At 45.3% G+C, this 23,704-nt stretch carries 16 protein-coding genes and 1 tRNA gene; 10 read left to right on the top strand and 7 right to left on the bottom strand.

Annotated elements, in window-relative coordinates:
- Positions 1 to 33 precede the first annotated feature (33 nt).
- The 3 genes from proS (at position 34) to rpsT (ending at position 1,935) form a co-directional block, all read left to right on the top strand.
- Complete coding sequence (proS, locus tag AC6JAD_RS10675; RefSeq protein ID WP_461305462.1) at positions 34 to 1,509, top strand: proline--tRNA ligase; 1,476 nt, start codon at positions 34 to 36, stop codon at positions 1,507 to 1,509.
- A 78-nt stretch (positions 1,510 to 1,587) separates the two neighbouring features.
- A tRNA-Glu gene (locus AC6JAD_RS10680) sits at positions 1,588 to 1,659 on the top strand.
- A 24-nt stretch (positions 1,660 to 1,683) separates the two neighbouring features.
- A complete protein-coding gene (rpsT, locus tag AC6JAD_RS10685; protein ID WP_461305461.1) occupies positions 1,684 to 1,935 on the top strand; it encodes a 30S ribosomal protein S20 in 252 nt (83 codons plus the stop codon).
- Between the two features lie 141 nt (positions 1,936 to 2,076).
- Here the strand turns inward: rpsT and coaD are convergent, their stop codons facing one another.
- Both coaD and AC6JAD_RS10695 read right to left on the bottom strand, forming a co-directional pair.
- On the bottom strand, positions 2,077 to 2,559 hold the full coding sequence (gene coaD / locus AC6JAD_RS10690; RefSeq protein ID WP_461305460.1) for a pantetheine-phosphate adenylyltransferase: 483 nt from the start codon (positions 2,557 to 2,559) through the stop codon (positions 2,077 to 2,079).
- A gap of 44 nt (positions 2,560 to 2,603) precedes the next feature.
- On the bottom strand, positions 2,604 to 3,590 hold the full coding sequence (locus tag AC6JAD_RS10695) for a D-alanine--D-alanine ligase (RefSeq protein WP_461305459.1): 987 nt from the start codon (positions 3,588 to 3,590) through the stop codon (positions 2,604 to 2,606).
- 96 nt (positions 3,591 to 3,686) lie between these two features.
- On the opposite strand from AC6JAD_RS10695, the gene AC6JAD_RS10700 reads away from it, so the two are divergent.
- From AC6JAD_RS10700 to AC6JAD_RS10715, 4 genes are all read left to right on the top strand, one after another.
- The gene (locus AC6JAD_RS10700) at positions 3,687 to 4,325 is read left to right on the top strand and encodes a PASTA domain-containing protein (protein WP_461305458.1); all 639 of its coding nucleotides are present in this window, start codon (positions 3,687 to 3,689) and stop codon (positions 4,323 to 4,325) included.
- Complete coding sequence (locus tag AC6JAD_RS10705) at positions 4,312 to 5,355, top strand: RluA family pseudouridine synthase (protein WP_461305457.1); 1,044 nt, start codon at positions 4,312 to 4,314, stop codon at positions 5,353 to 5,355. The genes AC6JAD_RS10700 and AC6JAD_RS10705 overlap by 14 nt, the downstream gene beginning before the upstream one ends.
- An 87-nt stretch (positions 5,356 to 5,442) precedes the next feature.
- Positions 5,443 to 6,201: a peroxide stress protein YaaA gene (gene yaaA, locus AC6JAD_RS10710; RefSeq protein ID WP_461305456.1), complete on the top strand. Its 759-nt coding sequence runs from the start codon at positions 5,443 to 5,445 to the stop codon at positions 6,199 to 6,201.
- Positions 6,201 to 6,866 carry a uracil-DNA glycosylase family protein gene (locus AC6JAD_RS10715; protein WP_461305455.1) on the top strand — a complete coding sequence of 222 codons (666 nt, stop codon included), beginning with the start codon at positions 6,201 to 6,203 and terminating at the stop codon, positions 6,864 to 6,866. The genes yaaA and AC6JAD_RS10715 overlap by 1 nt, the downstream gene beginning before the upstream one ends.
- Here the strand turns inward: AC6JAD_RS10715 and AC6JAD_RS10720 are convergent.
- Positions 6,863 to 10,156 (bottom strand): VCBS repeat-containing protein, encoded by a 3,294-nt coding sequence (locus AC6JAD_RS10720; RefSeq protein WP_461305454.1) that lies wholly within the window; start codon positions 10,154 to 10,156, stop codon positions 6,863 to 6,865. The two genes, AC6JAD_RS10715 and AC6JAD_RS10720, sit on opposite strands and share 4 nt — an antisense overlap.
- A 190-nt stretch (positions 10,157 to 10,346) precedes the next feature.
- On the opposite strand from AC6JAD_RS10720, the gene AC6JAD_RS10725 reads away from it, so the two are divergent.
- From AC6JAD_RS10725 to AC6JAD_RS10735, 3 genes are all read left to right on the top strand, one after another.
- Complete coding sequence (locus AC6JAD_RS10725) at positions 10,347 to 15,083, top strand: proprotein convertase P-domain-containing protein (protein WP_497865406.1); 4,737 nt, start codon at positions 10,347 to 10,349, stop codon at positions 15,081 to 15,083.
- A 193-nt stretch (positions 15,084 to 15,276) separates the two neighbouring features.
- A complete protein-coding gene (locus AC6JAD_RS10730) occupies positions 15,277 to 15,624 on the top strand; it encodes a hypothetical protein (protein ID WP_497865408.1) in 348 nt (115 codons plus the stop codon).
- 45 nt (positions 15,625 to 15,669) lie between these two features.
- Positions 15,670 to 20,769, top strand: coding sequence for a T9SS type A sorting domain-containing protein (locus AC6JAD_RS10735; RefSeq protein WP_497865410.1), 5,100 nt, complete (start codon positions 15,670 to 15,672; stop codon positions 20,767 to 20,769).
- An 82-nt stretch (positions 20,770 to 20,851) separates the two neighbouring features.
- Here the strand turns inward: AC6JAD_RS10735 and AC6JAD_RS10740 are convergent, their stop codons facing one another.
- The 4 genes from AC6JAD_RS10740 to AC6JAD_RS10755 all read right to left on the bottom strand — a co-directional run bounded on the left by AC6JAD_RS10740 (position 20,852) and on the right by AC6JAD_RS10755 (position 23,678).
- Complete coding sequence (locus AC6JAD_RS10740) at positions 20,852 to 20,965, bottom strand: 30S ribosomal protein THX (protein WP_461305038.1); 114 nt, start codon at positions 20,963 to 20,965, stop codon at positions 20,852 to 20,854.
- A 67-nt stretch (positions 20,966 to 21,032) separates the two neighbouring features.
- On the bottom strand, positions 21,033 to 21,794 hold the full coding sequence (gene trpA / locus AC6JAD_RS10745) for a tryptophan synthase subunit alpha (RefSeq protein WP_461305039.1): 762 nt from the start codon (positions 21,792 to 21,794) through the stop codon (positions 21,033 to 21,035).
- Between the two features lie 116 nt (positions 21,795 to 21,910).
- On the bottom strand, positions 21,911 to 23,092 hold the full coding sequence (gene trpB / locus AC6JAD_RS10750) for a tryptophan synthase subunit beta (RefSeq protein WP_461305040.1): 1,182 nt from the start codon (positions 23,090 to 23,092) through the stop codon (positions 21,911 to 21,913).
- Positions 23,076 to 23,678 carry a phosphoribosylanthranilate isomerase gene (locus tag AC6JAD_RS10755; protein ID WP_461305041.1) on the bottom strand — a complete coding sequence of 201 codons (603 nt, stop codon included), beginning with the start codon at positions 23,676 to 23,678 and terminating at the stop codon, positions 23,076 to 23,078. The genes trpB and AC6JAD_RS10755 overlap by 17 nt, the downstream gene beginning before the upstream one ends.
- Positions 23,679 to 23,704: the final 26 nt, after the last annotated feature.

A 23,704-nucleotide genomic window follows, 5' to 3' on the forward strand; every position in this document is an offset into this window, starting at 1 on the left:
CAAAGTCACAACATTTGTGCCAAAAACCCAATTATGGCAAAAAATTTAACATCACGCGCTGAAGACTATTCTAAATGGTATAATGAATTGGTTATTAAGGCCGATTTGGCCGAAAATTCAGGCGTAAGAGGCTGCATGGTGATCAAACCGTACGGTTTTGCCATTTGGGAGCGAATGCAGGCAGAATTGGATAGGATGTTCAAGGAAACGGGGCATCAAAATGCATATTTCCCCCTATTTATTCCGAAATCCTATTTCAGCAAGGAGGCCAGCCATGTAGATGGTTTTGCAAAAGAATGCGCTGTGGTTACCCATTACCGTCTTAAAAATGATGAGAACGGTAACGGTATAGTCGTGGACCCTTCGGCCAAATTGGAGGAGGAACTTATTGTGAGACCTACTTCGGAAACCATAATCTGGGATACCTATCGCAAGTGGATTCAGTCTTACAGGGACTTACCGATTTTAGTGAACCAATGGGCCAATGTAGTGCGCTGGGAAATGCGAACAAGATTGTTCCTTAGAACGGCTGAGTTTCTCTGGCAAGAAGGACATACGGCTCATGCCACCAAAGAAGAGGCGATTGCAGAAGCAGAACAGATGATGAATGTGTATGCCGATTTTGTTGAAAATTATATGGCCGTACCTGTAATAAAAGGATTGAAAACCGAAAGCGAACGATTTGCAGGGGCATTGGAAACCTATTGTATTGAGGCTCTTATGCAGGATGGAAAGGCTTTGCAGGCGGGAACGTCTCATTTTCTGGGACAGAATTTTGCTAAGGCATTCGATGTGAAGTTTGCCGATAAAGAAGGTAAGTTAGATCATGTTTGGGCAACTTCGTGGGGAGTTTCAACCCGACTCATGGGGGCACTTGTGATGACGCATAGCGATGATAATGGGTTAGTGCTGCCGCCTAACCTAGCTCCGGATCAAGTGGTTATTGTGCCGATTTATAGAAATGATGAGCAATTGGCTGCGGCTAGTGCTGTGGCAGAAGAGCTTATGATAGCCCTTCGAGCTAATGGAATAAGGGTGAAATTTGACAATAGGGATACTCATAAGCCAGGGTGGAAGTTTAATGAATATGAGTTGAAAGGAGTGCCTGTGCGTATAGCAATTGGCCCTAAAGATGTTGAAAATGGCACTGTGGAAATTGCACGTCGCGATACCTTAAGTAAGGAACTGGTGGCAGTGGATGATGCTATTTCATATATCTCCAATCTTATGGGTGAGATTCAAACTAGCTTGTATAAAAAGGCAGCTTCCTTCAGGGAGGAGCATACGACTGTAGTTTCTACTTATGAAGAATTCAAGGAAGTTCTGGAGACAAAGGGAGGATTTATTAGTGCGCATTGGGACGGTACAGCAGAAACGGAAGAGCGTATTAAAAATGAAACAAAAGCAACGATTCGCTGCATTCCTTTGAATGACGACAATGAACCTGGAGCCTGTATGGTTACTGGGAAGGCAAGTGCAAGAAAGGTGTTGTTTGCCAAGGCGTATTAATTTTTTTGCAAAAATTTTAATACACACTTGCTGCATTAAAAAATAGTTGTATTTTTGCATCCGCAATTTGAAACAATTGGCCCATTCGTCTAGTGGTTAGGACGCAAGGTTTTCATCCTTGAAACAGGAGTTCGATTCTCCTATGGGCTACAAAATTTACTTAAGAAAGAGATTATGGCAAATCATAAATCGGCTTTAAAAAGAATAAGAAGCAACGAAACTAAGCGACTACGTAACCGTTACCAGCACAAGACAACTCGTAACGCAATGAAAAAGTTACGTGAGACGACGGACAAGAAGGAAGCTCAAGAGCTGTTCCCGAAAGTAGTTTCTATGCTTGATAGATTGGCTAAGAACAATGTGATTCATGCAAACAAAGCTGCTAACCTAAAATCAGGTTTGGCAAAATACGTTGCTGCACTTTAATATAGCCTAGAAAGTATTGTAAAAGGAACTCCCTCAAACGAGGGAGTTTTTTTGTGTCTTATTTTTTTGTTTGGCAAGTTTGGTAGTGTTTTGAAAAAAGCCTCATGCGTGTTTCCCAAAGCATGCAGTACTTTATCATCTTTACAAATCCTTTGGAGAATGCACAGAATGCGGCACCAAACTCTCAAAGTTCCCCCCATTTCTGGCGATATCCCTCACAATGGAGGAAGATACAAAAGAGTATTCTGGACTTGACATGATAAAAATGCTGTCTACCCCGTTTACTTTTTCATTTGCCTGGGCTATGGTTTGCTCGTAGGTGAAATCACTCGAGTTTCTTAGACCACGGAGTATGTATTGTGCTTTTTCTTTCTTGCAGAAATCCGAAGTTAACCCTTCATAGGCTGCAACCCTAACCGTGGGGAAATTTGCAAAGGATTTTTCGAGGAAATCTTTACGCTCTTCAAGCGTCCACATGTATTTTTTTGCTGCATTTACCCCAATGGCCACAATTATTTCATCGAACAACGGAATGGCTCGTTGAATAATATCAATATGGCCTAAGGTAATGGGATCGAAGGATCCAGGGAAAACGGCACGGCGCGGTTGGGATGAAGAGCTCACGTAAATTTATTTAAAGACTAAGGTAATGATAAATTCCAATTTGATCAATCTTGTCTGTGTAATGCTTCTTCCACCAAGATGCCAAAGAATTCAGTCAGTGTCAATCCTGCTTCCCTTACTTGCTTTGGAATAATGCTTTCCTTAGAAAGCCCTGGGGTGCTATTGGTTTCAATAAAGTAAGGGGTGCCATTTTGTATGATGAAGTCGGATCGGGTTACGCCATTCATATTTAATAGTTCGTACACCTTTTTTGTTTCCAGTTGTACCGCTTTAGTTTCCTTTTCAGAAATTCGGGCTGGTGTAATCTCTTGGCTTTTTCCTAGGTATTTTGCTTCATAATCGAAAAAATCATTTTCAGAAACAATTTCTGTTGGCGAGAGTATTTTTACGTCATCATCCTGCCTGTAGGCGCCTACGGATACTTCCGTACCAACCAATTCAGATTCTATGATAACTTCGAAGTCTTCCTTATAGGCTTCCTCAATGGCATGCCTTAAATCCTTTTCTTTAGTAACACGGCTCACCCCAAAACTAGAACCGGCTCGATTGGGTTTTACAAAACACGGGAGACCCACCTTTGCCACAATGGCTTGGGTAGAGATGTCCATTCCTTTAGTAATGTAAAAAGAATCTGCACAATGGATACCGAAACCTTTTAGTACGGTTAAGCAATCCCTTTTATTGAACGAAAGGGCGGCCTGATAAAATCCCGCACTGGTTTGGGGAATGTTTAAAAGCTCAAAATAGGAAGCCAAGTAGCCATCTTCCCCTGGTGTGCCGTGAACTGTATTAAATACCACATCGGGTATAATGGTTTCATTTCCATTATCAAAACTAAAATTACCCTTATCCACTGGATATTTTTTGTTGTCCCCATCTAAATGAAACCAACCTTCCTTAAAAATATGGATCGGAAAGACATGGTATTTGTTTGGGTCCAGGGATTCACAAACCACTTCGCCACTTTGAAGGGAAATTTCATATTCCGTAGAATATCCACCCATAATTACGGCCACATGTTTTTTACTCATAACAAAAGGTTGTCTTGTACGTTAACAAAAATATCACTTATAGACATAAACGTACTAAATTTACGTTTACTATTTTTGTGAACTAACCTAGCGTATATGACTTTCATAAAATTCTTGTTCACCAAAACATTTCTAAAGCAATTGGGATTGGCCTTGGTCGCACTTTTTATCCTTTCCTTTATTGTGTTGTGGTGGCTAAAGTTTACTACCAATCACGGTCAGAAAATTGAAGTGCCGGATCTTGCAAAAATGACCTTGGCAGAAGCCGAAACCGCATTGGATGAATTGGACCTTCGTTATGAAGTAATGGATTCTGTAAGTTATAATCCCAATTTTCCGTACCAGACTGTAATAGAGCAATTGCCCAAGGCAGGTAAGTTTGTTAAGGAAGATAGAAAGATTTATATCTCCCTTAACAGATCTGGTTACCCTATGATCACTGTTCCTGAAGTTGTGGGTAAAACACGACGGCAGGCAGAACCCACTTTATTAGCTGTCGGTTTTAAAATTGGAACCATAGACTACCGAAGATATATTGCTAAGGATGAAGTGCTCGAATTGAGACATGATGGGAAACGGGTGCGACCCGGGGATAAGGTTCGTAAAACTTCAGTAATTGACTTGGTGTTGGGTGATGGAGAAGGTGGATTGAACAGGGAAGCGGTCGAAGACGCCAAAAAAGAACAGGATGTGAACGATCCCGATAATCAATCTGAAGCGGATGGCGGAAATTAACCCAATGGAATTTCCCGAGAGCGAAAACGACGAATTGTATGAACATTTCAGATTTGTAGCCGATAAGGGACAACAACCGCTTCGTGTGGATAAATATCTTATGAACAAGATTGAAAATGCCACGCGAAACAGAATTCAGAAGGCGGCGAAAGATGGAAACATCTATGTAAACGATCTTCCCGTTAAATCCAATTATAAGGTAAAGGCCAACGATGTGGTGAGGGTGCTGTTTGCACATCCTCCCTATGAATTCTTATTGGTCCCTGAAGATATTCCCATAGATATAGTGTATGAGGATGACGAAGTCCTTGTGGTGAACAAACCAGCTGGGATGGTGGTGCATCCTGGGCATGGAAACTACAGTGGAACTTTAATAAATGCATTGACTTTTCACTTCGAAAACTTGCCTAGTAACAGTAATGATAGGCCGGGGCTCGTACATAGAATAGATAAAGATACCAGCGGGCTATTGGTAGTTGCCAAAACCGAGCATGCAATGACCCATCTTTCCAAACAGTTCTTCGATAAGACGACGGAACGTGAATATCTGGCATTGGTGTGGGGTAATGTAGATGAAGATGAAGGTACGGTAGAAGGAAATATTGGGAGACACCCTAAAAACCGACTGCAGAATACGGTCTTTTTAGACGATGAGGAAGATAAAGGAAAGCCTGCCGTGACTCATTATAAAGTGTTAGAGCGATTGGGTTATGTTACTTTGTTATCATGTAGGTTGGAAACAGGAAGGACGCATCAGATCCGTGTGCACATGAAACATATAGGCCACACCCTTTTTAATGATGAGCGCTATGGAGGTGAAAAAATATTGAAAGGAACCGCCTTTTCTAAATACAAGCAGTTTGTTGAAAATTGTTTCAAAACGTTACCAAGACAAGCACTCCACGCCCGGACACTAGGTTTTGAGCATCCAACCACAGGAAAAATGCTTCGTTTTGAGGCACCCGTTCCCGAGGACATAGAAAATTGCCTTGAAAAATGGCGCAATTATTCGAAGCATTCCAAGGAATAGGTTTTGTCTATTTGGGAATTATCGGAAAAGATCAATCCACTTTTTCCGCAACGCTTTTCTTCTTATTTTTACTGAAAAGATGTTCACATGAAAATTGCTATATCTCCAGCCAAATCCTTGGATTTTGAAAAAGAACTCCCAACTCCTTTACATACTGAGTCTTGCTTTCTAGCCGAAGCAGAAAGATTGAATAAATTATTGAAGAAGAAGTCGGCCAGGAGTTTGTCCAAATTGATGAGCATTTCAGATAATTTGGGAAGATTGAATTATGAGCGCAATCAAGAATGGAGCCTACCTTTTACGCCGGATAATGCACGCCCCGCAGTGTATGCCTTTAGTGGGGACGTCTACCGAGGCTTAGATGTTTACACCCTTCCTGAGGATAAAATAGAACGTATGCAGCACACCTTGCGTATTATTTCTGGGTTATACGGGATTTTAAAACCGTTGGACTTAATACAGCCGTATCGTTTGGAAATGGGAACCAAATTTCCGGTAGGGGTAAAGAAAAACTTGTATGAGTTTTGGAAACAAAAAATCACCAAGACCCTGAATGAAGAATTGGAGGAAGGGGAACTGTTCGTAAATTTAGCTAGTAACGAATATTTTAAGGCCATCGATGCGAAGGCGTTAAAGGGCGAAATAATTACGCCAGTATTTAAAGATCTTAAAAACGGGGAATACAAGACCATCATGACCTTTGCAAAGTTAGCTAGGGGTTATATGACCCGTTACATTATAGATACCAACGCACAAACATTGGATGATCTTAAAGGTTTCAACTATGAGGGCTACGGATATAGCGAGCCTATGTCATCCGGAAACGAACTGGTTTTCATTCGTTAGTGTTTCATCATACGCATCCATACGCACCGTTTATTCCAAAAGGAGCCACAAAATTAATTGTTGGCACCCTACCACCACCTAGATTTACAACGAAGGAGTATAGGCCGGGTGATGTCAATTTCTGTTACGGAAGCAGGGATGGGCAGTTATGGCCTATTTTGGATCGAATTTTTAATCTGAATCTATTGTTTGAGACTACCCAAGCAGCAGTAGACCAGCGCAAAAAGTTTCTGTTAGATCAAGGCATTGGTGTTTGTGATATTGTAGACTCTGCCAAGCGTGACAAGATAGATGCCAGCGATCTGGGAATGCAGCAAGTAAAGCTACGTGATCTTATTCAAATCCTAAGCCAGCACAAAACTATTGACACCCTCTTGTTTATGGGCGGTAATAGTAAAAATGGGCCTGAGTACTTTTTCAGAAAATTGACCAAGGAATACAAGCTGGAGTATGAGGTGGTTTCTTCAGTTGTGCCGAGGGTTCATCAGTTTACACTTCCTAACACAGCAAGGCAAATTAAAACGGTTTCCCTTACGGCACCAAGCGGAGCAGCAAATAGGGCCGTAGGAAGTCTTGCGCTGTACAAGGAATTAAAAGATAAAAACCCTAAAATGAATACCATCGATTTTAGGGTTTTGCAATATCGTGAGTTCTTCGTGTCCTAAGGTTCGAAGGTGAAAATTTCTAAGGGTGCATTATTGCTAACCACTACAAAATGCTCTTTTCCGTTAATGGTAAGTTGAGCAACATCCTTAGAATCCCTATCTATGAATGGTTCATAATCTTTGGTATACATAAATCCTCCTTTTCCGTCCCCTAACAATACATACCCATAATTGCTGTCATATCGAATAGTCTCCACTTCCGCGTCATAAATAGCACCTAGACCCATAATGTCCTGATGCCCATCTCCATTAAAGTCCTTGGACACCACGTCTAAGGTTGGCCCTACTTGAGCTTCGTTCGGTAGCTTGTGCATTTCGAATGCTCCATTTCCTTTGTTTTCAAGGTAAACGGTTTCAAACATATAGGCCGTTAACTTAAAAGCATCTTTTAACTGATCCTCGCCATAGATGTCTTTCATTTCCAAACTGGCAAATTCCTTATAGCTCTCAATCTTATCCAATAAATAAGGGTTTTGTTCACTACTGCATTCCTTTCCGCGCACGGGCACCAGTTTCCCTTGGTTTATTTTACTAAGTGCTACATCGTAACTGCCATTATTGTCAAAATCCTTTCCGTAAATATATATGGGTTTCTCCTTTTTGGGTTGAAATTTATTGTTCTTACCAATATTCCCTAGGATATAGTCCTGATCTCCGTCGCCATCAAAATCCGCGGCATGTGCAGAGAACCACCATCCCTCGGTCTTTTCCAGTCCAGAGGTATTTTCAGCTTTGGCGAATGTGCCATTGTTGTTGTTGAAGAAAGTGGGTTGCGTCCATTCACCAACAATAAGAAGGTCGAGGTCATTGTCGCCATCATAATCCGTGAACAAGGATTCCGAAACCATTCCTATTTCGGATAAAGAATTGTTTTCTAAAGTAATATCGGTAAAAATACCATTGTCATTCCTCAACAAATAGGAGGTAGGTGATTTGGGATACTCCGCTGGAATAACATTTCCACCCACAAAAATATCGGCATCGCCATCATTGTCGAAATCTTCAATAGCAAGTGCCTTCCCGGAAGACAGCATTTGTGGAAGTGCATTTGTTTTTTTACTGAAATTACCCTTCCCATCATTAATGTACAATCGATCTTGTAACATTGGACTGTCCTTTTTCAGGTCGTAACCTGCGCTTACTACATATAGGTCCATGTCGGCATCGCCATCTGCATCAAAAAACATCGCATTGGCATCTTCATATCCCGCTTCAGAATTCCAAAGGCTTTCATTTTTAGGGGAGAATGTGCCATCCCCATTTTGAAGGTACATCGCTGCAGAGGCACCACTTGCATTTCCTACAAAGAAATCTTCCAATCCGTCACCATTTACATCACCGGTAGCCATCTTCGTTCCTTTGGTAGATTGCTTTTGGGGAATAAGCAATTGCAGTGCATAATCGTTAAAATCGTTTTCCACGTGCTGATAGTTAATTCCTAAGGATTCAGCAGGGGTGCTTTCTTTTTTAGATGCTGGTTTTGTGAAGGGAGAGGCTTCATTAGTAGCAGAAGCATAGTCGATCGTTATTCTTTGGTTGAGTTCTGGGTTTTCAATTTTCGATGTTTTTCCATCGGGCCAGACTACAGTTACTGAGGAGACAGAATTACTTCCTTTCAGTCCGTAATGTAGTATTGGCGAAACAGATGACTGATAACCACGAGCCATATAAAGCTCCTGAAGTTGTGTCTGCTTCTCATCCTCCACATAAATCGAAGCACCTACGCCCAATGTATTTTGAGAAGGACCTTTAAGTGATAGCTGCAGGAAGTTTTCATTGGCATTGTTTTTATACAATCCAATCTCATCATTCACATTGTTTACGATGAGGTCCAAATCTCCGTCATTGTCAAAATCTGCATAGGCTGCACCATTAGAAAAACTAGGGTCTTCCAATCCCCAATCTTCAATTTTTTTAGAAAAGGTCATATCCCCATTGTTCTCGTAGATATAATTATTCAATTTTTCGGAAGGCAAAAGGTCTAAAATACCGTCTAGTGTCATAGCTTCCCCTCGGGCATTTCTTGCTTTCATTTCATTGCGGAAGTCTTGATTGGTGTAATCTTTATAAACACCATTGGAAATGAAAATGTCCTTTAACCCGTCATTATTAAAATCGGCCAAAAGAGGGGCCCAGCTCCAATCCGTTTTAACCACACCGCTCAGTTGGGAGGATTCACGAAACTTGCCGTTTCCTACATTGTAATGCAACATATTGGCCATATAGGCATGGTGGTATCCAACCTTCACCATGCTCACAAAATTTTCTGTGCTCATGGAAGCCATATTTTCCTTGCTTCGCGCATAATTTTCCGCAAGCATGTCTACTGTAATCAAGTCTGGGTTCAGGTCGTTGTTCAAATCTGAAAAATCGGTGCCCATACTATTAAATGAAATATGGTTGACCCTCTCAATAATTTCGTTTCGGAAAGTTCCATTTTTTTGGTTAATGTACATGGCATCTGGTTCCAAGAAATCATTGGCTACATATATGTCGTCCCAACCGTCGTTGTTAAAATCACCTACGGCAGCCCCCAATCCCCAGGCCTTGTTGTACAATTGGGCCTCCGCGGTTACTTTAGTAAAGCGATCCCCATCATTTCGATATAATTGATCACTGGTGGTTTCTTCTATTTGTCGTTGAATATCGCCACTAATAGTAGTGTTATTCTTGAAATCATAACGGTAGTTCACAATATACATGTCCAAGTCTCCATCCTTGTCATAGTCCAATTGATAGGCTTGTGTGCTGTATCCCGGATCATCCAATCCCCACGTTTTGGTATCCTCTTTAAAAGTGCCATCCTGTTGGTTCACAAAAAGCAGGTTCCGACGCTTGTTGTCATCCTGTAACGAACCCGCCTTCGAAATATATATGTCCAACCATCCATCGTTATTGATATCCAATAAGGTAGCTCCCGTCGAGAATCCTTCGTAATCTTCAGTTTTTGAAGCTACTGTTATATCTTCAAACTGAAAATCACCTGTATTTTTGTAAAGCTTATTAGGTCCAAAATTGGAGACCAAATACACGTCTTCCAGACCATCATTATCCAAGTCGCCAACAGCCACACCCCCGCCAGCATAAATATAGGGGTAGTTCAGGAAGTTAAACTCCATGGTTTGCACCAAGTTGTTTTTAAATCGAATGTTCGATTGGTCGCTTGGTATTTTACTGAATAGGGTAGTAGCTCCATTGGTATATCCGCCTGTTTTTACAACTTTTGAGCCTTCTTTGGAGCAAGAAAAGAAAACGAATAAAAGTGCGAACAGTGTAATCCCTTTTTTCATGAATTCGGTCTGAATGTGAATACACAAATATATAAAAGTTTAGGGGGCCAAGATGAATGAATTTCATCTAAGGAAAAACACTTTTTATCGATGTTTGCATTCCTAAAAAATTAATTTTTTTTCAATCTATTTATTTTTCTTACATTAACGAATTATTAACTAATAGTGATTAATCTAAATTAAATTCTTTATGAAAAAAATTACGTTAACCTTGCTAGCGTTTTTTGTCACATGTTGTTTGTGGCAAGTAAACGCTCAGACTACTATTTGTGGGAATGCACCAGAGCTGATACCGGCGGGTGCTGCACTTCCAACACCAAGTAGTGGACTCATGAACCCATCCATCGCCACGAATGCGGACGCTGGTTTGGTAGGTACACATTACACAATTGAGAATGTGACACTAAACATTGAGCACACTTGGGCTTCTGACATTGAAGCGACCCTGATCTCTCCTTCTGGAACCACATTGGATTTGATGTTCGACGATGGAGGAAGTGATGGATTGGATGTGGCTGCAGATGTAGTATTCACAGATACTTCAGTAAATGACCCAGAAGATTGGGATACTGGAGACCCACTGCCAGCGGATTTCTTCCCAGAGGGAGGACTATTGAATACAGTTTTCGACGGTGAGCCCGTAAGTGGAGATTGGACACTTCAAATTAACGATGATGCTGGTGGTGATATCGGACAGCTAAATAGCTTCTGTGTTACTTTCGCTCCCATTGTCTTTGCTGTTAATGAGTGTGGAAATGCACCTGAGTTAATTCCTGCTGGAGCAGCACTTCCAACACCAAGTAGTGGACTCATGAATCCATCTATTGCCAATGTTGCAGATAGTGGTGTCATTGGTATTAACGCTACGTTAGATCAGGTAACCCTTAATATTGAGCACACTTGGGCTTCCGATATTGAGGCTACTTTGATTTCTCCTGCTGGAACAACATTGGATTTGATGTTCGATGATGGTGGAAGTGATGGATTAGATGTAGCTGCCGATGTGGTATTTACAGATTCATCTACAAACGACCCAGAAGATTGGGATACAGGTGATCCACTACCAGCTGATTTCTTCCCAGAAGGAGGACTGTTCAATACAGTATTCGATGGTGAAGATATTAATGGTGCTTGGACCCTTCAAATTAACGATGACGCAGGAGGCGATATCGGACAGTTAAATAGTTTCTGTATCGATTTCTCTTATACTGCACCTCTTGGGGATCCTCCAATGATGACTTGCCCAATGGACGTAACCACTACTGCCAGTACTGGAGTATGTGGGGCTGTTGTGGCTTTCCCTCCACCATTGGTAACAGATCCTGATGGAGACCTAGATACAGTGGTACAAACTATGGGGCCAGCCAGTGGAAGTGAATTCCCAGTTGGATCTACTGTAGTAGAATTTACAGCTACTGACCTTGCAGGAAACACAGCTACATGTAGCTTTACTGTAACCGTTACAGACGATGAAGCGCCTATGGCAGTTTGTATGGACATTACCGTGCAATTGGATGCCAATGGCGAATATGTACTTACCCCAACGGAGATCGATGGAGGAAGTACCGATAACTGTGGTATCGCTTCACTTGAGGTTGGAGTTCCTAATCCAATTGTAAGTGGACTTTATGCAGTGTACCCATGGGATTCTGTAGACAATGTTGCACGTTACGACTATGATCCTATGACGGATGCCATTTCCCTAGTAGATAATCCTTTTTCCGGAACAGGATTAGATACCAATTATGCTGTAGATATCAACCCGGTGGACGGGATGGCCTATATTTTGGGTGATTCTCCAACAACGGGTAACAGAGCTCTATTTGCCTTCGATATGACTACCGGTACAGCTGGAGCTGAACTGGGAGATGTTGTATCTGCTGGTGGAGCGGGTAACCCTAACTCCATGGCCTTCGGTAACGATGGTACATTATATGTTTCCTATGGAGGCGGAGACTTGGATACCTTAGATTTAGGAACGATGACATCAACAGCATTTGCTACAGTGCCTAGCTTAGGAGGTGCTGGACTTACATTCGATTCTGATGGGAACCGTGTGATCTACGCTAATAACTTTGGTACAGTAGATGTACTTGAAATATCTACTGCTGGTGTAGTATCTCCATTGTTCTCATTCGCGACTGTTGATGGTGGTTGTGGAGGAACAGCACAAGCGATGGAATATGTAGGAGGTGGAAAAATCGTTGCTTCAACAACATTTGGATGCTCTACTATATATACGATAGACCTTACCGCTGGAACCGCAACTGCTTTATTGAGTCCTGATGGATTCCAAGATAATATAAAATCATTGGTGTACGTTGCACCAAGCCTTGCTGGTGCGCCAGATTTATTGTTGACCTGTGCGGATGTTGGTACCAATACTATTACTTTATTGGTAACCGACGACAGTGGGAACCAATCTACCTGTGATGCAATGGTAACCGTAGAGGATGTTACTGCTCCAGTGATCACTTGTATTGGTGAGCCAGCAGTATTCTCTTACCTTCAGGAGTTCGAAAGTTCTTCATTGCCAATGAACTGGTCTACACAGATCGATGCCGGTGTTTGGGACTGGACCTTCGGTAGCGGTGACCTTCCAACGGGCGACGACTTCGCGACCAACGCAGCGATCTTCGACGACGATGCCGCAGGTATCGGTGAGATCAACGTGGCGACACTCTTCTCCCCGACCTTCGACCTAGACGGTGCGATCGTAGCGAACCTTTCGTACGACGTTGCCTTCCAAGAAGCCGGTGACCAGGAGTTCTCCATAGAGGTATGGGACGGAGCCGCATGGCAGCAGATCGATTTCTACGACGAGGACATGGACCCGGACATCCAGTCCGTATCCTTCGACGTTCTTGCGTATGCGAACGCGGACTTCCAGGTGCGCTTCGCCTATGACGACCTTGGCGGTTGGGGATGGCACGCTGCCATCGACAACTTCCAGATGGACTACGAGTTCCCACCATCTGCACCACTAGTGGTGGAGCTGGATGCGAACGGTAATGCTTCTATTCCAGTAAGCGACCTTCTTGATAGTATTAACGAAGCCTGTGGCTGGACTGCCACTACCGGCAGCCCGCCTGCCCCTTGCGACCAGTCTAATGCGAGCAACGGTTTCGAGAACGGATACTTCAGTGACCCGGGGAGTGGGTTCTTGGTGGCCAACGACATCTTGGTTGCTGCCGATGAGGACTTCACGCTGAACCAGGTAACGATGAACCTTTTCCACGATGTGGGAGCGACCATCGCCACTGCGGACTTTGCATACTATGAGGACAACGGCGGTGAGCCCGGTACGATGATCGGCAGCGAGGCCGGTGTCGTTCCATCCGCCCAGACCGTGGTTGGAAACAACTTCGGTTTCGACGTTAGCGAGACGGTGTTCGACATCACCCCGTTCCTGTTCGCCAGCCAGGCTGGTGTTGACACGAACTACTGGGTGTCGGTATCCGTGAACTCTACCTCCGGCGGTATCACCGCATGGGAGGTGTCGGGTGCTTCCGGATCCGGGAGCTACGACTGCCTTAACACTGCCGACGGCGGGGCGACATGGGGCAACCCAGTTCCCGGCAACGACGGGGTTTACGTGTTCAGCGGGACCTGTGGCGGGGGTATCTCGGATATCCTTGACCTTGACTGTTCCAACCTAGGCCTTAACGAGTTCGAGGTTACCGTTACGGATGACAGTGGAAACACTGCCACTTGTACCGCAACGGTAGAGGTACTAGACGTAACGGACCCTGTCCTTATCTGTCAGGACGTAACGATCGAGATCGGCCCCGACGGTACGACCGAGATCGACCCAGAGGACCTGTTGGCGACTGCGCCGAGCACCTTCGACGCGATGGTGATCGGTAGCGACAACCAATCGGGCACCGAGGGCTTCACGGACTTCACCGTGGACGTTACCGCTGACGTTACCGTTAACTTCGACTGGGACTACACCCTTAACGACGTTCCCGGCTTCGACAGCTTCGGTTACATAGTCAACGGTGCCTACACCCAGCTTACGGACCCAGCCCAGGGCAACCAGTCGGGCAGTGCCTCCGTTAGCCTTGTGGCCGGCGACGTGTTCGGTTTCCGTTCCCAGACGGACGACAACGGTTTCGGCAACAACGAGACGATGGTGACCAACTTCGACCCAGGCTTCGAGGGCCAGTTCGCCCCGGACAACTGGGAGCTTACCCTGACCAACAGTGACGGGGACGCGTTCTTCATCGAGATACCGGGCGGCCCACTGTCGTTCGATGCCTGTGGCATCACGGTACTGGCGGTGGACGTGACCGAGGTTACCTGTGCGGACGTTGGTACGGTGATCACCGCTACGGTGTTCGCATCCGACGCCAGCGGTAACATCGCATCCTGTACCTCTCAGATCACCGTGGTGGACGCGCTCGCCCCCGAGCTCACCTGCCCGGCGGACCAGAGCGTGGACCCAGGACCGGGTAACCTGTTCTACGAGATCCCCGACTACTTCGCCACCGGCGAGGCCACGGCGGTGGACAACTGTACGGACCCCGTTACCATCACCACGCAGGACCCTGCGGCGGGGACACTGGTACCGGACGGCGTGTACACGATCACCCTTACGGCGGAGGACGAGTACGGCAACGTATCGACCTGTAGCTTCGAGCTGACCGTGGAGAGCGTACTGGGCCTTGAGGACACGGTGCTGGACAACGCGATCAGCCTGTACCCGAACCCTGCAAGCTCTGTGGTGACACTGGCCAACACGGCCAACATCCTACTGGAGCAGGCAGCGATCTACGACACCAACGGACGACTCATCAGGACCATCGACCTTGCAGACATGCAGCAGGAGATGGCCATAGACGTATCCGACCTGGCAACAGGGGTGTACATGGTCATGATCACCAGCGACAACGCATCGACGGTGAAAAGATTAGTGAAGGAGTAAAACCCTTAGACATATATTAGTATTAGACCCGCTCCTTTTGGAGCGGGTTTTTTTATGCACTTTATCGGATTTTCCCTACAGGCTAACTAGATTTTGATTAGATGCTTTATAATTTCCGTTTCTTATTGTAAATTACCTATGGCTAGCTCATTGGCTTGCTAAATCAATTTACTAACTACTAATTCGAATTATTATGAAAAAACCCTTTGGATCAAAAAAACATTTAATCCTTGTCATTTTGTTCCTGTTTTCGGTAACCGCAATTCAGGCGCAAAGTTCCCTGAATTCTGGCGACATTCAAGATCGTTTGGAGGTTAGATTGGCAGACATGCACGATCAACTTTCTGAGGGAACAGTGGACAAATTTGATGTAAAGATTACAGAGTTGTTTACAACAACAGTTCTGCAACATTTTCAGGAAGGAAAATCGGTAAACGACGCCCTTGAAGTTGCAAATAAAATTGCGCAACATAAATACCCTGACTTTACAGATAAGATTCTTCGTATAAAGGACGAAATAGCAGCTGTCATTCATAAGTAATGACCGCTTTCTTTTAGTTTTTTCAACTAATTAAAACCAATTCAAATGAAAAAAACAATACACAATTTAATGTTATGTATTGGCCTCTTTTTTGTGACGTCATTGTCATATGGCCAGTTTATAACAGAAACAGCAGGAACCACCACAACAGTGGTAGCTGCAGATGGTGAAGTGTTCACCGATCCCACAGATGGCACCAATGGGGGTCCGGGAGGTGACTGCAGTACCACCAGTAGTGGTGATCCAGGTGATTACCCAAACTGTAACTGTATTACCGTTACTACGCTAAGCGCACCCGCCGGAAGTCAAATTTCCGTAACATTTACTCAATTTAGGGTGTTTGGTAACTTTGATTGGATGGCCATTTTTGATGGTTCAGGTGCTGTTACTGCAAGTAATACTTCTGGTAGTGCTACGAATCCTACCTCTGGAGATCCTGAGCTTTGGAATAGTAGTGTAGATGGAGATGAGTTAGTAGATATGACGAATGCAGGTACGGTAACATTTACCTCTACCAACGGTAACCTAACGTTCGCATCCCGATTTAGTGGAGTGGTGAATACGTGTGGTTGGGAAGCTTCGGTTTCTATTATAGGACCACCATCAAATGACGATTGTGCCGATGCTTTCCCCATTAATTGTGGGGATACAGTTTCCGGATCTACCATAGGTGAAACTGTGGATAGTGCTCCTTTTTGTGGGACAAGTAATACGGCACCGGGAGTTTGGTATTCTTGGACTGGAGATGGAAGTGGTGTAACCTTGTCTACGTGTACGGGTACTTCATACGACAGTAAACTTACAGTATATTCAGATTCTTGTGGAGCACTTACCTGTGTGGGAGGAAATGATGATACGTGCGGTGTGCAATCGGAAGTTAGTTTCTTGTCTACAGTAGGAACCAATTATTTAATATTAGTTCATGGTTTCGGTTCTTCTGAAGGGGATTTCGATTTGACCATGACCTGTGTGCCGCCACCGCCTAACGATGACGTGTGTAGCGCAAGTACCATTACCCTCGGAGTGCCAGAACCGGCAGATGGGGCATTGGCCACTGCGCAAGCTGGTGAGCCTAGTCCAGGAGCAGGTAGCGGAGGAAGCACCTGTAATTCTCAGGATGGCTGGTGTTCTTTTGAAACAGGAGTGCAAAACTCACTATGGTATACTTTTGTGGCTCCAAATTGTGGTGCTTTAGATATTGAAACTATAGGAACTGGTGATACACAATTAGCATTGTGGGAGGCCACTGATTGTAGTAATTTTGGAACGTTTGTAGAAGTAGCTGCTAATGACGACGGTGGTGCTGGCTTGCTTTCATTAATTGATGATGTAGCGGTCACACCTGGAACCACTTATTATATACAGGTAGATGGATTTGCTGGAAATGCGTATGACGTAGATGTATTAATTACACCTAGTAATCCTGTGCCTATTAGCTTAAGTTGTCCAATGGATATCGTGACAACTGCCAGCCCAGGTACATGTGGCGCTGTGGTAGCTTTTGCTCCACCATTGGCTTCAGGAGGGTGTGGAACCATTACGGTAACCCAATCTATGGGTCCTGCAAGTGGAACAGAATTCCCTGTAGGTGCAAGTACGGTTGAGTTTACGGCCACTGATGAAGGTGGTAATTCTGAAACTTGTAGCTTTACTGTAACCGTTACGGACGATGAAGCGCCTATGGCAGTTTGTATGGACATTACCGTGCAATTGGATGCCAATGGCGAATATGTACTTACCCCAACGGAGATCGATGGAGGAAGTACCGATAACTGCGGTATCGCCTCTTTAGAGATAGGAACTCCTAACCCAATTGCATCCGGATTGTACGCTTTAGTACCTGGTTTTGTAGGAGCTGCCAGTAACCTAGGCCGTTACGACTATGATCCTAGTACGGATGCTATTGCTGCAGGCGATATTCCGTATGGAGATACCACAATAGGAAATTCTCTTGGATTGGACAGGAACCCAGTGAGCGGTGTTGTTTACCTATTGGGAGATTCACCAACCACTGGAAACCGAGCCTTGTTTGAGTACGATCTAGAGAATAATATCTTGGGCACCGAATTAGGTGATGTAGTTTCTGCTGGTGGTGCAACCAATCCAAACTCAATTGTGTTTGGGGACGATGGTACCCTGTATGTTTCATTTGGAAACGGTAATGTGAATACGCTGGACCTTGGAACAATGACGTCGTCTGCGTTTGCAACCCCACCAAATAACGGAGGAGGAATTGGACTTGCCTATGATAGTGATAATGACACAGTAATCTACAGTACTTTTAATGGTACAAGTGGAGATATTGATATGTTTGAAATAGATGGTGCCGGTACCGATACCTTATTATTCTCCTTCACAGGTCCATGTGGCACATTTGGAGGAACAGCGCAAGCGATGGAATATGTAGGTGGAGGAAAGCTTGTAGCTTCGGGAACATTTACCTGTGGAGCCATCTATACAATCGACCTAGGAGCGGGTACCATTAATACAATTTTAGATCCAGATGGATTTGAAAATAATATTAAGGCTTTGGTATATGTTTCAGGAGTATCCGGTGGTGCACCAGATTTATTATTGACCTGTGCCGATGTTGGAACTAATGCTGTTACTTTATTGGTAACCGATGACAGTGGGAACCAATCTACTTGTATTGCAAATGTAACGGTAGAGGATGTTACTGCTCCTGAGATTTTCTGTATTGGAGAACCATCTGTATTCTCTTACCTTCAGGAGTTTGAAGGATCGTCCCTTCCAACCAATTGGTCTACACAGATCGATGCCGGTGTTTGGGACTGGACCTTCGGTAGCGGTGACCTTCCAACGGGCGACGACTTCGCGACCAACGCAGCGATCTTCGACGACGATGCCGCAGGTATCGGTGAGATCAACGTGGCGACACTCTTCTCCCCGACCTTCGACCTAGACGGTGCGCTGCTAGCAAACCTTTCATACGACGTTGCCTTCCAGGAGGCGGGCGACCAAGAGTTCTCCATAGAGGTATGGGACGGAGCCGCATGGCAGCAGATCGATTTCTACGACGAGGACATGGACCCGGACATCCAGTCCGTATCCTTCGACGTTCTTGCGTATGCGAACGCGGACTTCCAAGTACGCTTCGCCTATGACGACCTTGGCGGTTGGGGATGGCACGCTGCCATCGACAACTTCCAGTTGGACTACGAGTTCCCACCGGCCGCACCATTAGTGGTAGAGTTGGATGCCAATGGTATGGCTTCCATCCCGGTGAGCGATTTATTAGAAAGTGTTAACGAAGCCTGTGGCTGGACTGCCACTACCGGCAGCCCGCCTGCCCCTTGCGACCAGTCTAATGCGAGCAACGGTTTCGAGAACGGATACTTCAGTGACCCAGGGAGTGGGTTCTTGGTGGCCAACGACATCTTGGTTGCTGCCGATGAGGACTTCACGCTGAACCAGGTAACGATGAACCTTTTCCACGATGTGGGAGCGACCATCGCCACTGCGGACTTTGCATACTATGAGGACAACGGCGGTGAGCCCGGTACGATGATCGGCAGCGAGGCCGGTGTCGTTCCATCCGCCCAGACCGTGGTTGGAAACAACTTCGGTTTCGACGTTAGCGAGACGGTGTTCGACATCACCCCGTTCCTGTTCGCCAGCCAGGCTGGTGTTGACACGAACTACTGGGTGTCGGTATCCGTGAACTCTACCTCCGGCGGTATCACCGCATGGGAGGTGTCGGGTGCTTCCGGATCCGGGAGCTACGACTGCCTTAACACTGCCGACGGCGGGGCGACATGGGGCAACCCAGTTCCCGGCAACGACGGGGTTTACGTGTTCAGCGGGACCTGTGGCGGGGGTATCTCGGATATCCTTGACCTTGACTGTTCCAACCTAGGCCTTAACGAGTTCGAGGTTACCGTTACGGATGACAGTGGAAACACTGCCACTTGTACCGCAACGGTAGAGGTACTAGACGTAACGGACCCTGTCCTTATCTGTCAGGACGTAACGATCGAGATCGGCCCCGACGGTACGACCGAGATCGACCCAGAGGACCTGTTGGCGACTGCGCCGAGCACCTTCGACGCGATGGTGATCGGTAGCGACAACCAATCGGGCACCGAGGGCTTCACGGACTTCACCGTGGACGTTACCGCTGACGTTACCGTTAACTTCGACTGGGACTACACCCTTAACGACGTTCCCGGCTTCGACAGCTTCGGTTACATAGTCAACGGTGCCTACACCCAGCTTACGGACCCAGCCCAGGGCAACCAGTCGGGCAGTGCCTCCGTTAGCCTTGTGGCCGGCGACGTGTTCGGTTTCCGTTCCCAGACGGACGACAACGGTTTCGGCAACAACGAGACGATGGTGACCAACTTCGACCCAGGCTTCGAGGGCCAGTTCGCCCCCGACAACTGGGATCTTACCCTGACCAACAGTGACGGGGACGCGTTCTTCATCGAGATACCGGGCGGCCCACTGTCGTTCGATGCCTGTGGCATCACGGTACTGGCGGTGGACGTGACCGAGGTTACCTGTGCGGACGTTGGTACGGTGATCACCGCTACGGTGTTCGCATCCGACGCCAGCGGTAACATCGCATCCTGTACCTCTCAGATCACCGTGGTGGACGCGCTCGCCCCCGAGCTCACCTGCCCGGCGGACCAGAGCGTGGACCCAGGACCGGGTAACCTGTTCTACGAGATCCCCGACTACTTCGCCACCGGCGAGGCCACGGCGGTGGACAACTGTACGGACCCCGTTACCATCACCACGCAGGACCCTGCGGCGGGGACACTGGTACCGGACGGCGTGTACACGATCACCCTTACGGCGGAGGACGAGTACGGCAACGTATCGACCTGTAGCTTCGAGCTGACCGTGGAGAGCGTACTGGGCCTTGAGGACACGGTGCTGGACAACGCGATCAGCCTGTACCCGAACCCTGCAAGCTCTGTGGTGACACTGGCCAACACGGCCAACATCCTACTGGAGCAGGCAGCGATCTACGACACCAACGGACGACTCATCAGGACCATCGACCTTGCAGACATGCAGCAGGAGATGGCCATAGACGTGTCCGACCTGGCAACAGGGGTGTACATGGTCATGATCACCAGCGACAACGCATCGACGGTGAAAAGATTAGTGAAAGAATGAGGATTATGATAGTTAGTTAATAGGAAACCCTCCGAAGCTTTATGCCGCGGAGGGTTTCTTTATTTTGTAAAAGGAATAGTGTTTATTTCTTTTTAGCAACTGTAGTGGTTGCTTTTCTCTTTTTTTTGGGACGTCGTCTTCCAGAAGTCCCCATGATTATTTTTCCCCTTTTGGTTTTTTTGTCACCTTTTCCCATATTGATTTGTTTTTATGAATGTAACTAAGTTACTAAAATATGATCAAATCAACTGTTAAACAGTAACTTATCGGATAGTTTTGATGAAATTTGAAATACCCGAAACTCCCTCTTTTTGTAATGCCTTTATGAATGCACTTCCTATAATAGCCCCTTTAGCATTTTCTGTTGCTGCTTGAAAGGTAGAAGCATTACTTATGCCAAACCCTACAATTTGTGGGTTTTTTAATTCCATGGATGCAATCCTGTTGAAGTAGGCGGCTTGTTCCGAACCAAAACCGGTTTTGGCGCCAGTAGTACTTGCGCTACTTACCATATAAATAAAGCCCTTAGAGGCGCTATCTATTTGTTGAATACGTTCTTCTGAAGTTTGTGGAGTAATAAGAAATACGTTTATAAGTCCATATTTTTCGAAGATGGTTTGATAATGCTCTTGATATTCTGCCAAAGGAAGATCGGGGAGGATGAGTCCGTCGATTCCGATTTCCTTACATTTTGAACAAAATGCTTCCACTCCATATTGTAATACTGGGTTGAAATATCCCATAATGATCAATGGAATTTTTACATCTTTTCTAATATTAGCCAACTGATCGAATAGCATATGGGTAGTCATTCCATTATGCAAGGCTGCTGTCGAGCTCTGTTGGATGGTGGGACCATCTGCCAAGGGATCACTAAATGGAAGCCCGATTTCGATCATGTCCACTCCAGATTGTTCCAATTCTTTTATAATGGGCACTGTATCTCCCAATGCAGGATAACCGGCGGTGAAATAGATGGATAACAGTTTTTTATTTTCTTGTAGCTTTTGTGATATTCTATTCATGTTTTTCCAATTGCGTTAGGGATTGCAGCTGACTACCCTTCTTGCGGAGCAAGGTGCGTAGCGCGGAAAGCCCGACCCTTGTTGCCGGGTTACGGCAATAAGGGAACGCCCATCATTTAAAGGTTAAAATAATTAATATAGGTATTCAGGTCTTTGTCGCCACGACCACTTAAATTGACAACTACGATTTCGTCTTCCTGGAACTTTCTTTGGTCAAAAATGGCTAACGCATGACTGCTTTCTATAGCGGGAATGATACCTTCGAGTTTGCAAAGTTCTAACCCTGCTTTCATAGCGTCATCGTCTGTAATGGAAATGAACTCACCCCTGCCACTGGTAAATAAGTTGGCATGCATGGGTCCAACCCCGGGGTAATCCAATCCAGCAGAAATGGAATAGGGTTCGGTAATCTGACCGTCTGCCGTTTGCATGAGCAATGTTTTACTTCCGTGTATGATTCCCATTTTACCCAAAGCCGAAGTTGCTGCACTTTCTCCAGTATGTATACCCTTTCCCGCTGCTTCCACGGCTATAATGCCCACCTCAGGTTGGTTGAGATAGTGGTAATAAATTCCGGCGGCATTGCTACCACCGCCAACACATGCGATTACATGATCTGGGTTTTTACGCCCTTCCTTTTGCAATAACTGGTTTTGGGTTTCTTCGCTAATGACACTTTGAAAACGAGCCACCATATCGGGGTATGGATGTGGCCCCACGACACTTCCTATGATATAATGAGTATCGACAGGATTGTTAATCCAATCGCGAATGGCTTCATTGGTAGCATCTTTCAGCGTTTTACTCCCACTGGTAGCCGGAATAACAGTGGCGCCCAACATTTTCATACGTGCTACATTTGGGGCTTGCCGTTCAATATCTATTTCGCCCATGTACACAATGCATTCCAACCCCATAAGGGCACAGACGGTAGCTGTAGCAACTCCGTGCTGACCAGCCCCTGTTTCTGCAATAATCCTGCTTTTGCCAAGTCGTTTGGCCAACAAGATTTGCCCAATGGTATTATTCACTTTATGGGCTCCTGTGTGACACAGGTCTTCGCGTTTTAGGTATATTTTTGTGTTGTACTTTTTCGAAAATCGTTCGGCAAAGTAGAGTGGGGTAGGTCTACCTACATAATCGCGTAGCAATTGATGGAATTCTTCTTTGAAGCCCTCCTCGGATGTTATCGCAATGTATTGCTGGCGCAATTCCTCTACATTGGGATACAACATTTCGGGGATATAGGCTCCTCCAAATTCTCCGTAGTACCCTTTATCGTTAACGTTGTAGTTCATGATTCAATTCTTTTAATGCTGAAATATCTTTTAAGCCCGGTTCTAACTCGAATCGGCTGTTTACATCGATGGCGTAAATAGGGAGTTTTGTCTGCACCAACGCCTTTACTTTATCTAATTCCTCCAATCCAATACCACCACTAAGCACAAAGGGTTTCTTGCTCGGGTAGTCCTTTAGAACGGTCCAGTCGAATGTATATCCGTTCCCTCCCTTTTCTTTTCCTTTGGTATCGAATAAGAACTTGTCCACAATAGACTCGTACGAAGTCAAAATATCGAAATTGAAGGTGTCCTTTATTGAAAAGACCTTCCAGATCCCCACAGAAGACCGAAAAGGTAGCCTATCCTTTAATTGCCTGCAAAATTGAGGTGGCTCCTCGCCATGTAACTGAATTACATCTAATTGATATTGATCTACTTTTTGAAGAATAACATCTAAAGATGCGTCTACAAATACACCCACCCTTTTGGTGTTTACCGTATTTATAATACTATCATTTACATAATTGCGGGGGCTTTTTTCATAGAATATAAAACCCAAATAATCAGGTTGCAACTCAGCAACTTGTGCCGTGTTGTGTTTCATACCGCATATTTTGAGTTTTAGGTTCA

The organism is Aureisphaera sp. (assembly GCF_059726885.1).

Coding starts and splice junctions, on each gene's coding strand:
- proS (WP_461305462.1), top strand. CDS start 34: ATGGCAAAAAATTTAACATCACGCGCTGAAGACTATTCTAAATGGTAT.
- AC6JAD_RS10730 (WP_497865408.1), top strand. CDS start 15,277: ATGAAAAAACCCTTTGGATCAAAAAAACATTTAATCCTTGTCATTTTG.
- AC6JAD_RS10755 (WP_461305041.1), bottom strand. CDS start 23,678: ATGAAACACAACACGGCACAAGTTGCTGAGTTGCAACCTGATTATTTG.
- AC6JAD_RS10720 (WP_461305454.1), bottom strand. CDS start 10,156: ATGAAAAAAGGGATTACACTGTTCGCACTTTTATTCGTTTTCTTTTCT.
- AC6JAD_RS10735 (WP_497865410.1), top strand. CDS start 15,670: ATGAAAAAAACAATACACAATTTAATGTTATGTATTGGCCTCTTTTTT.
- trpB (WP_461305040.1), bottom strand. CDS start 23,092: ATGAACTACAACGTTAACGATAAAGGGTACTACGGAGAATTTGGAGGA.
- yaaA (WP_461305456.1), top strand. CDS start 5,443: ATGAAAATTGCTATATCTCCAGCCAAATCCTTGGATTTTGAAAAAGAA.
- AC6JAD_RS10705 (WP_461305457.1), top strand. CDS start 4,312: ATGGCGGAAATTAACCCAATGGAATTTCCCGAGAGCGAAAACGACGAA.
- rpsT (WP_461305461.1), top strand. CDS start 1,684: ATGGCAAATCATAAATCGGCTTTAAAAAGAATAAGAAGCAACGAAACT.
- AC6JAD_RS10695 (WP_461305459.1), bottom strand. CDS start 3,590: ATGAGTAAAAAACATGTGGCCGTAATTATGGGTGGATATTCTACGGAA.
- AC6JAD_RS10725 (WP_497865406.1), top strand. CDS start 10,347: ATGAAAAAAATTACGTTAACCTTGCTAGCGTTTTTTGTCACATGTTGT.
- AC6JAD_RS10700 (WP_461305458.1), top strand. CDS start 3,687: ATGACTTTCATAAAATTCTTGTTCACCAAAACATTTCTAAAGCAATTG.
- trpA (WP_461305039.1), bottom strand. CDS start 21,794: ATGAATAGAATATCACAAAAGCTACAAGAAAATAAAAAACTGTTATCC.
- AC6JAD_RS10740 (WP_461305038.1), bottom strand. CDS start 20,965: ATGGGAAAAGGTGACAAAAAAACCAAAAGGGGAAAAATAATCATGGGG.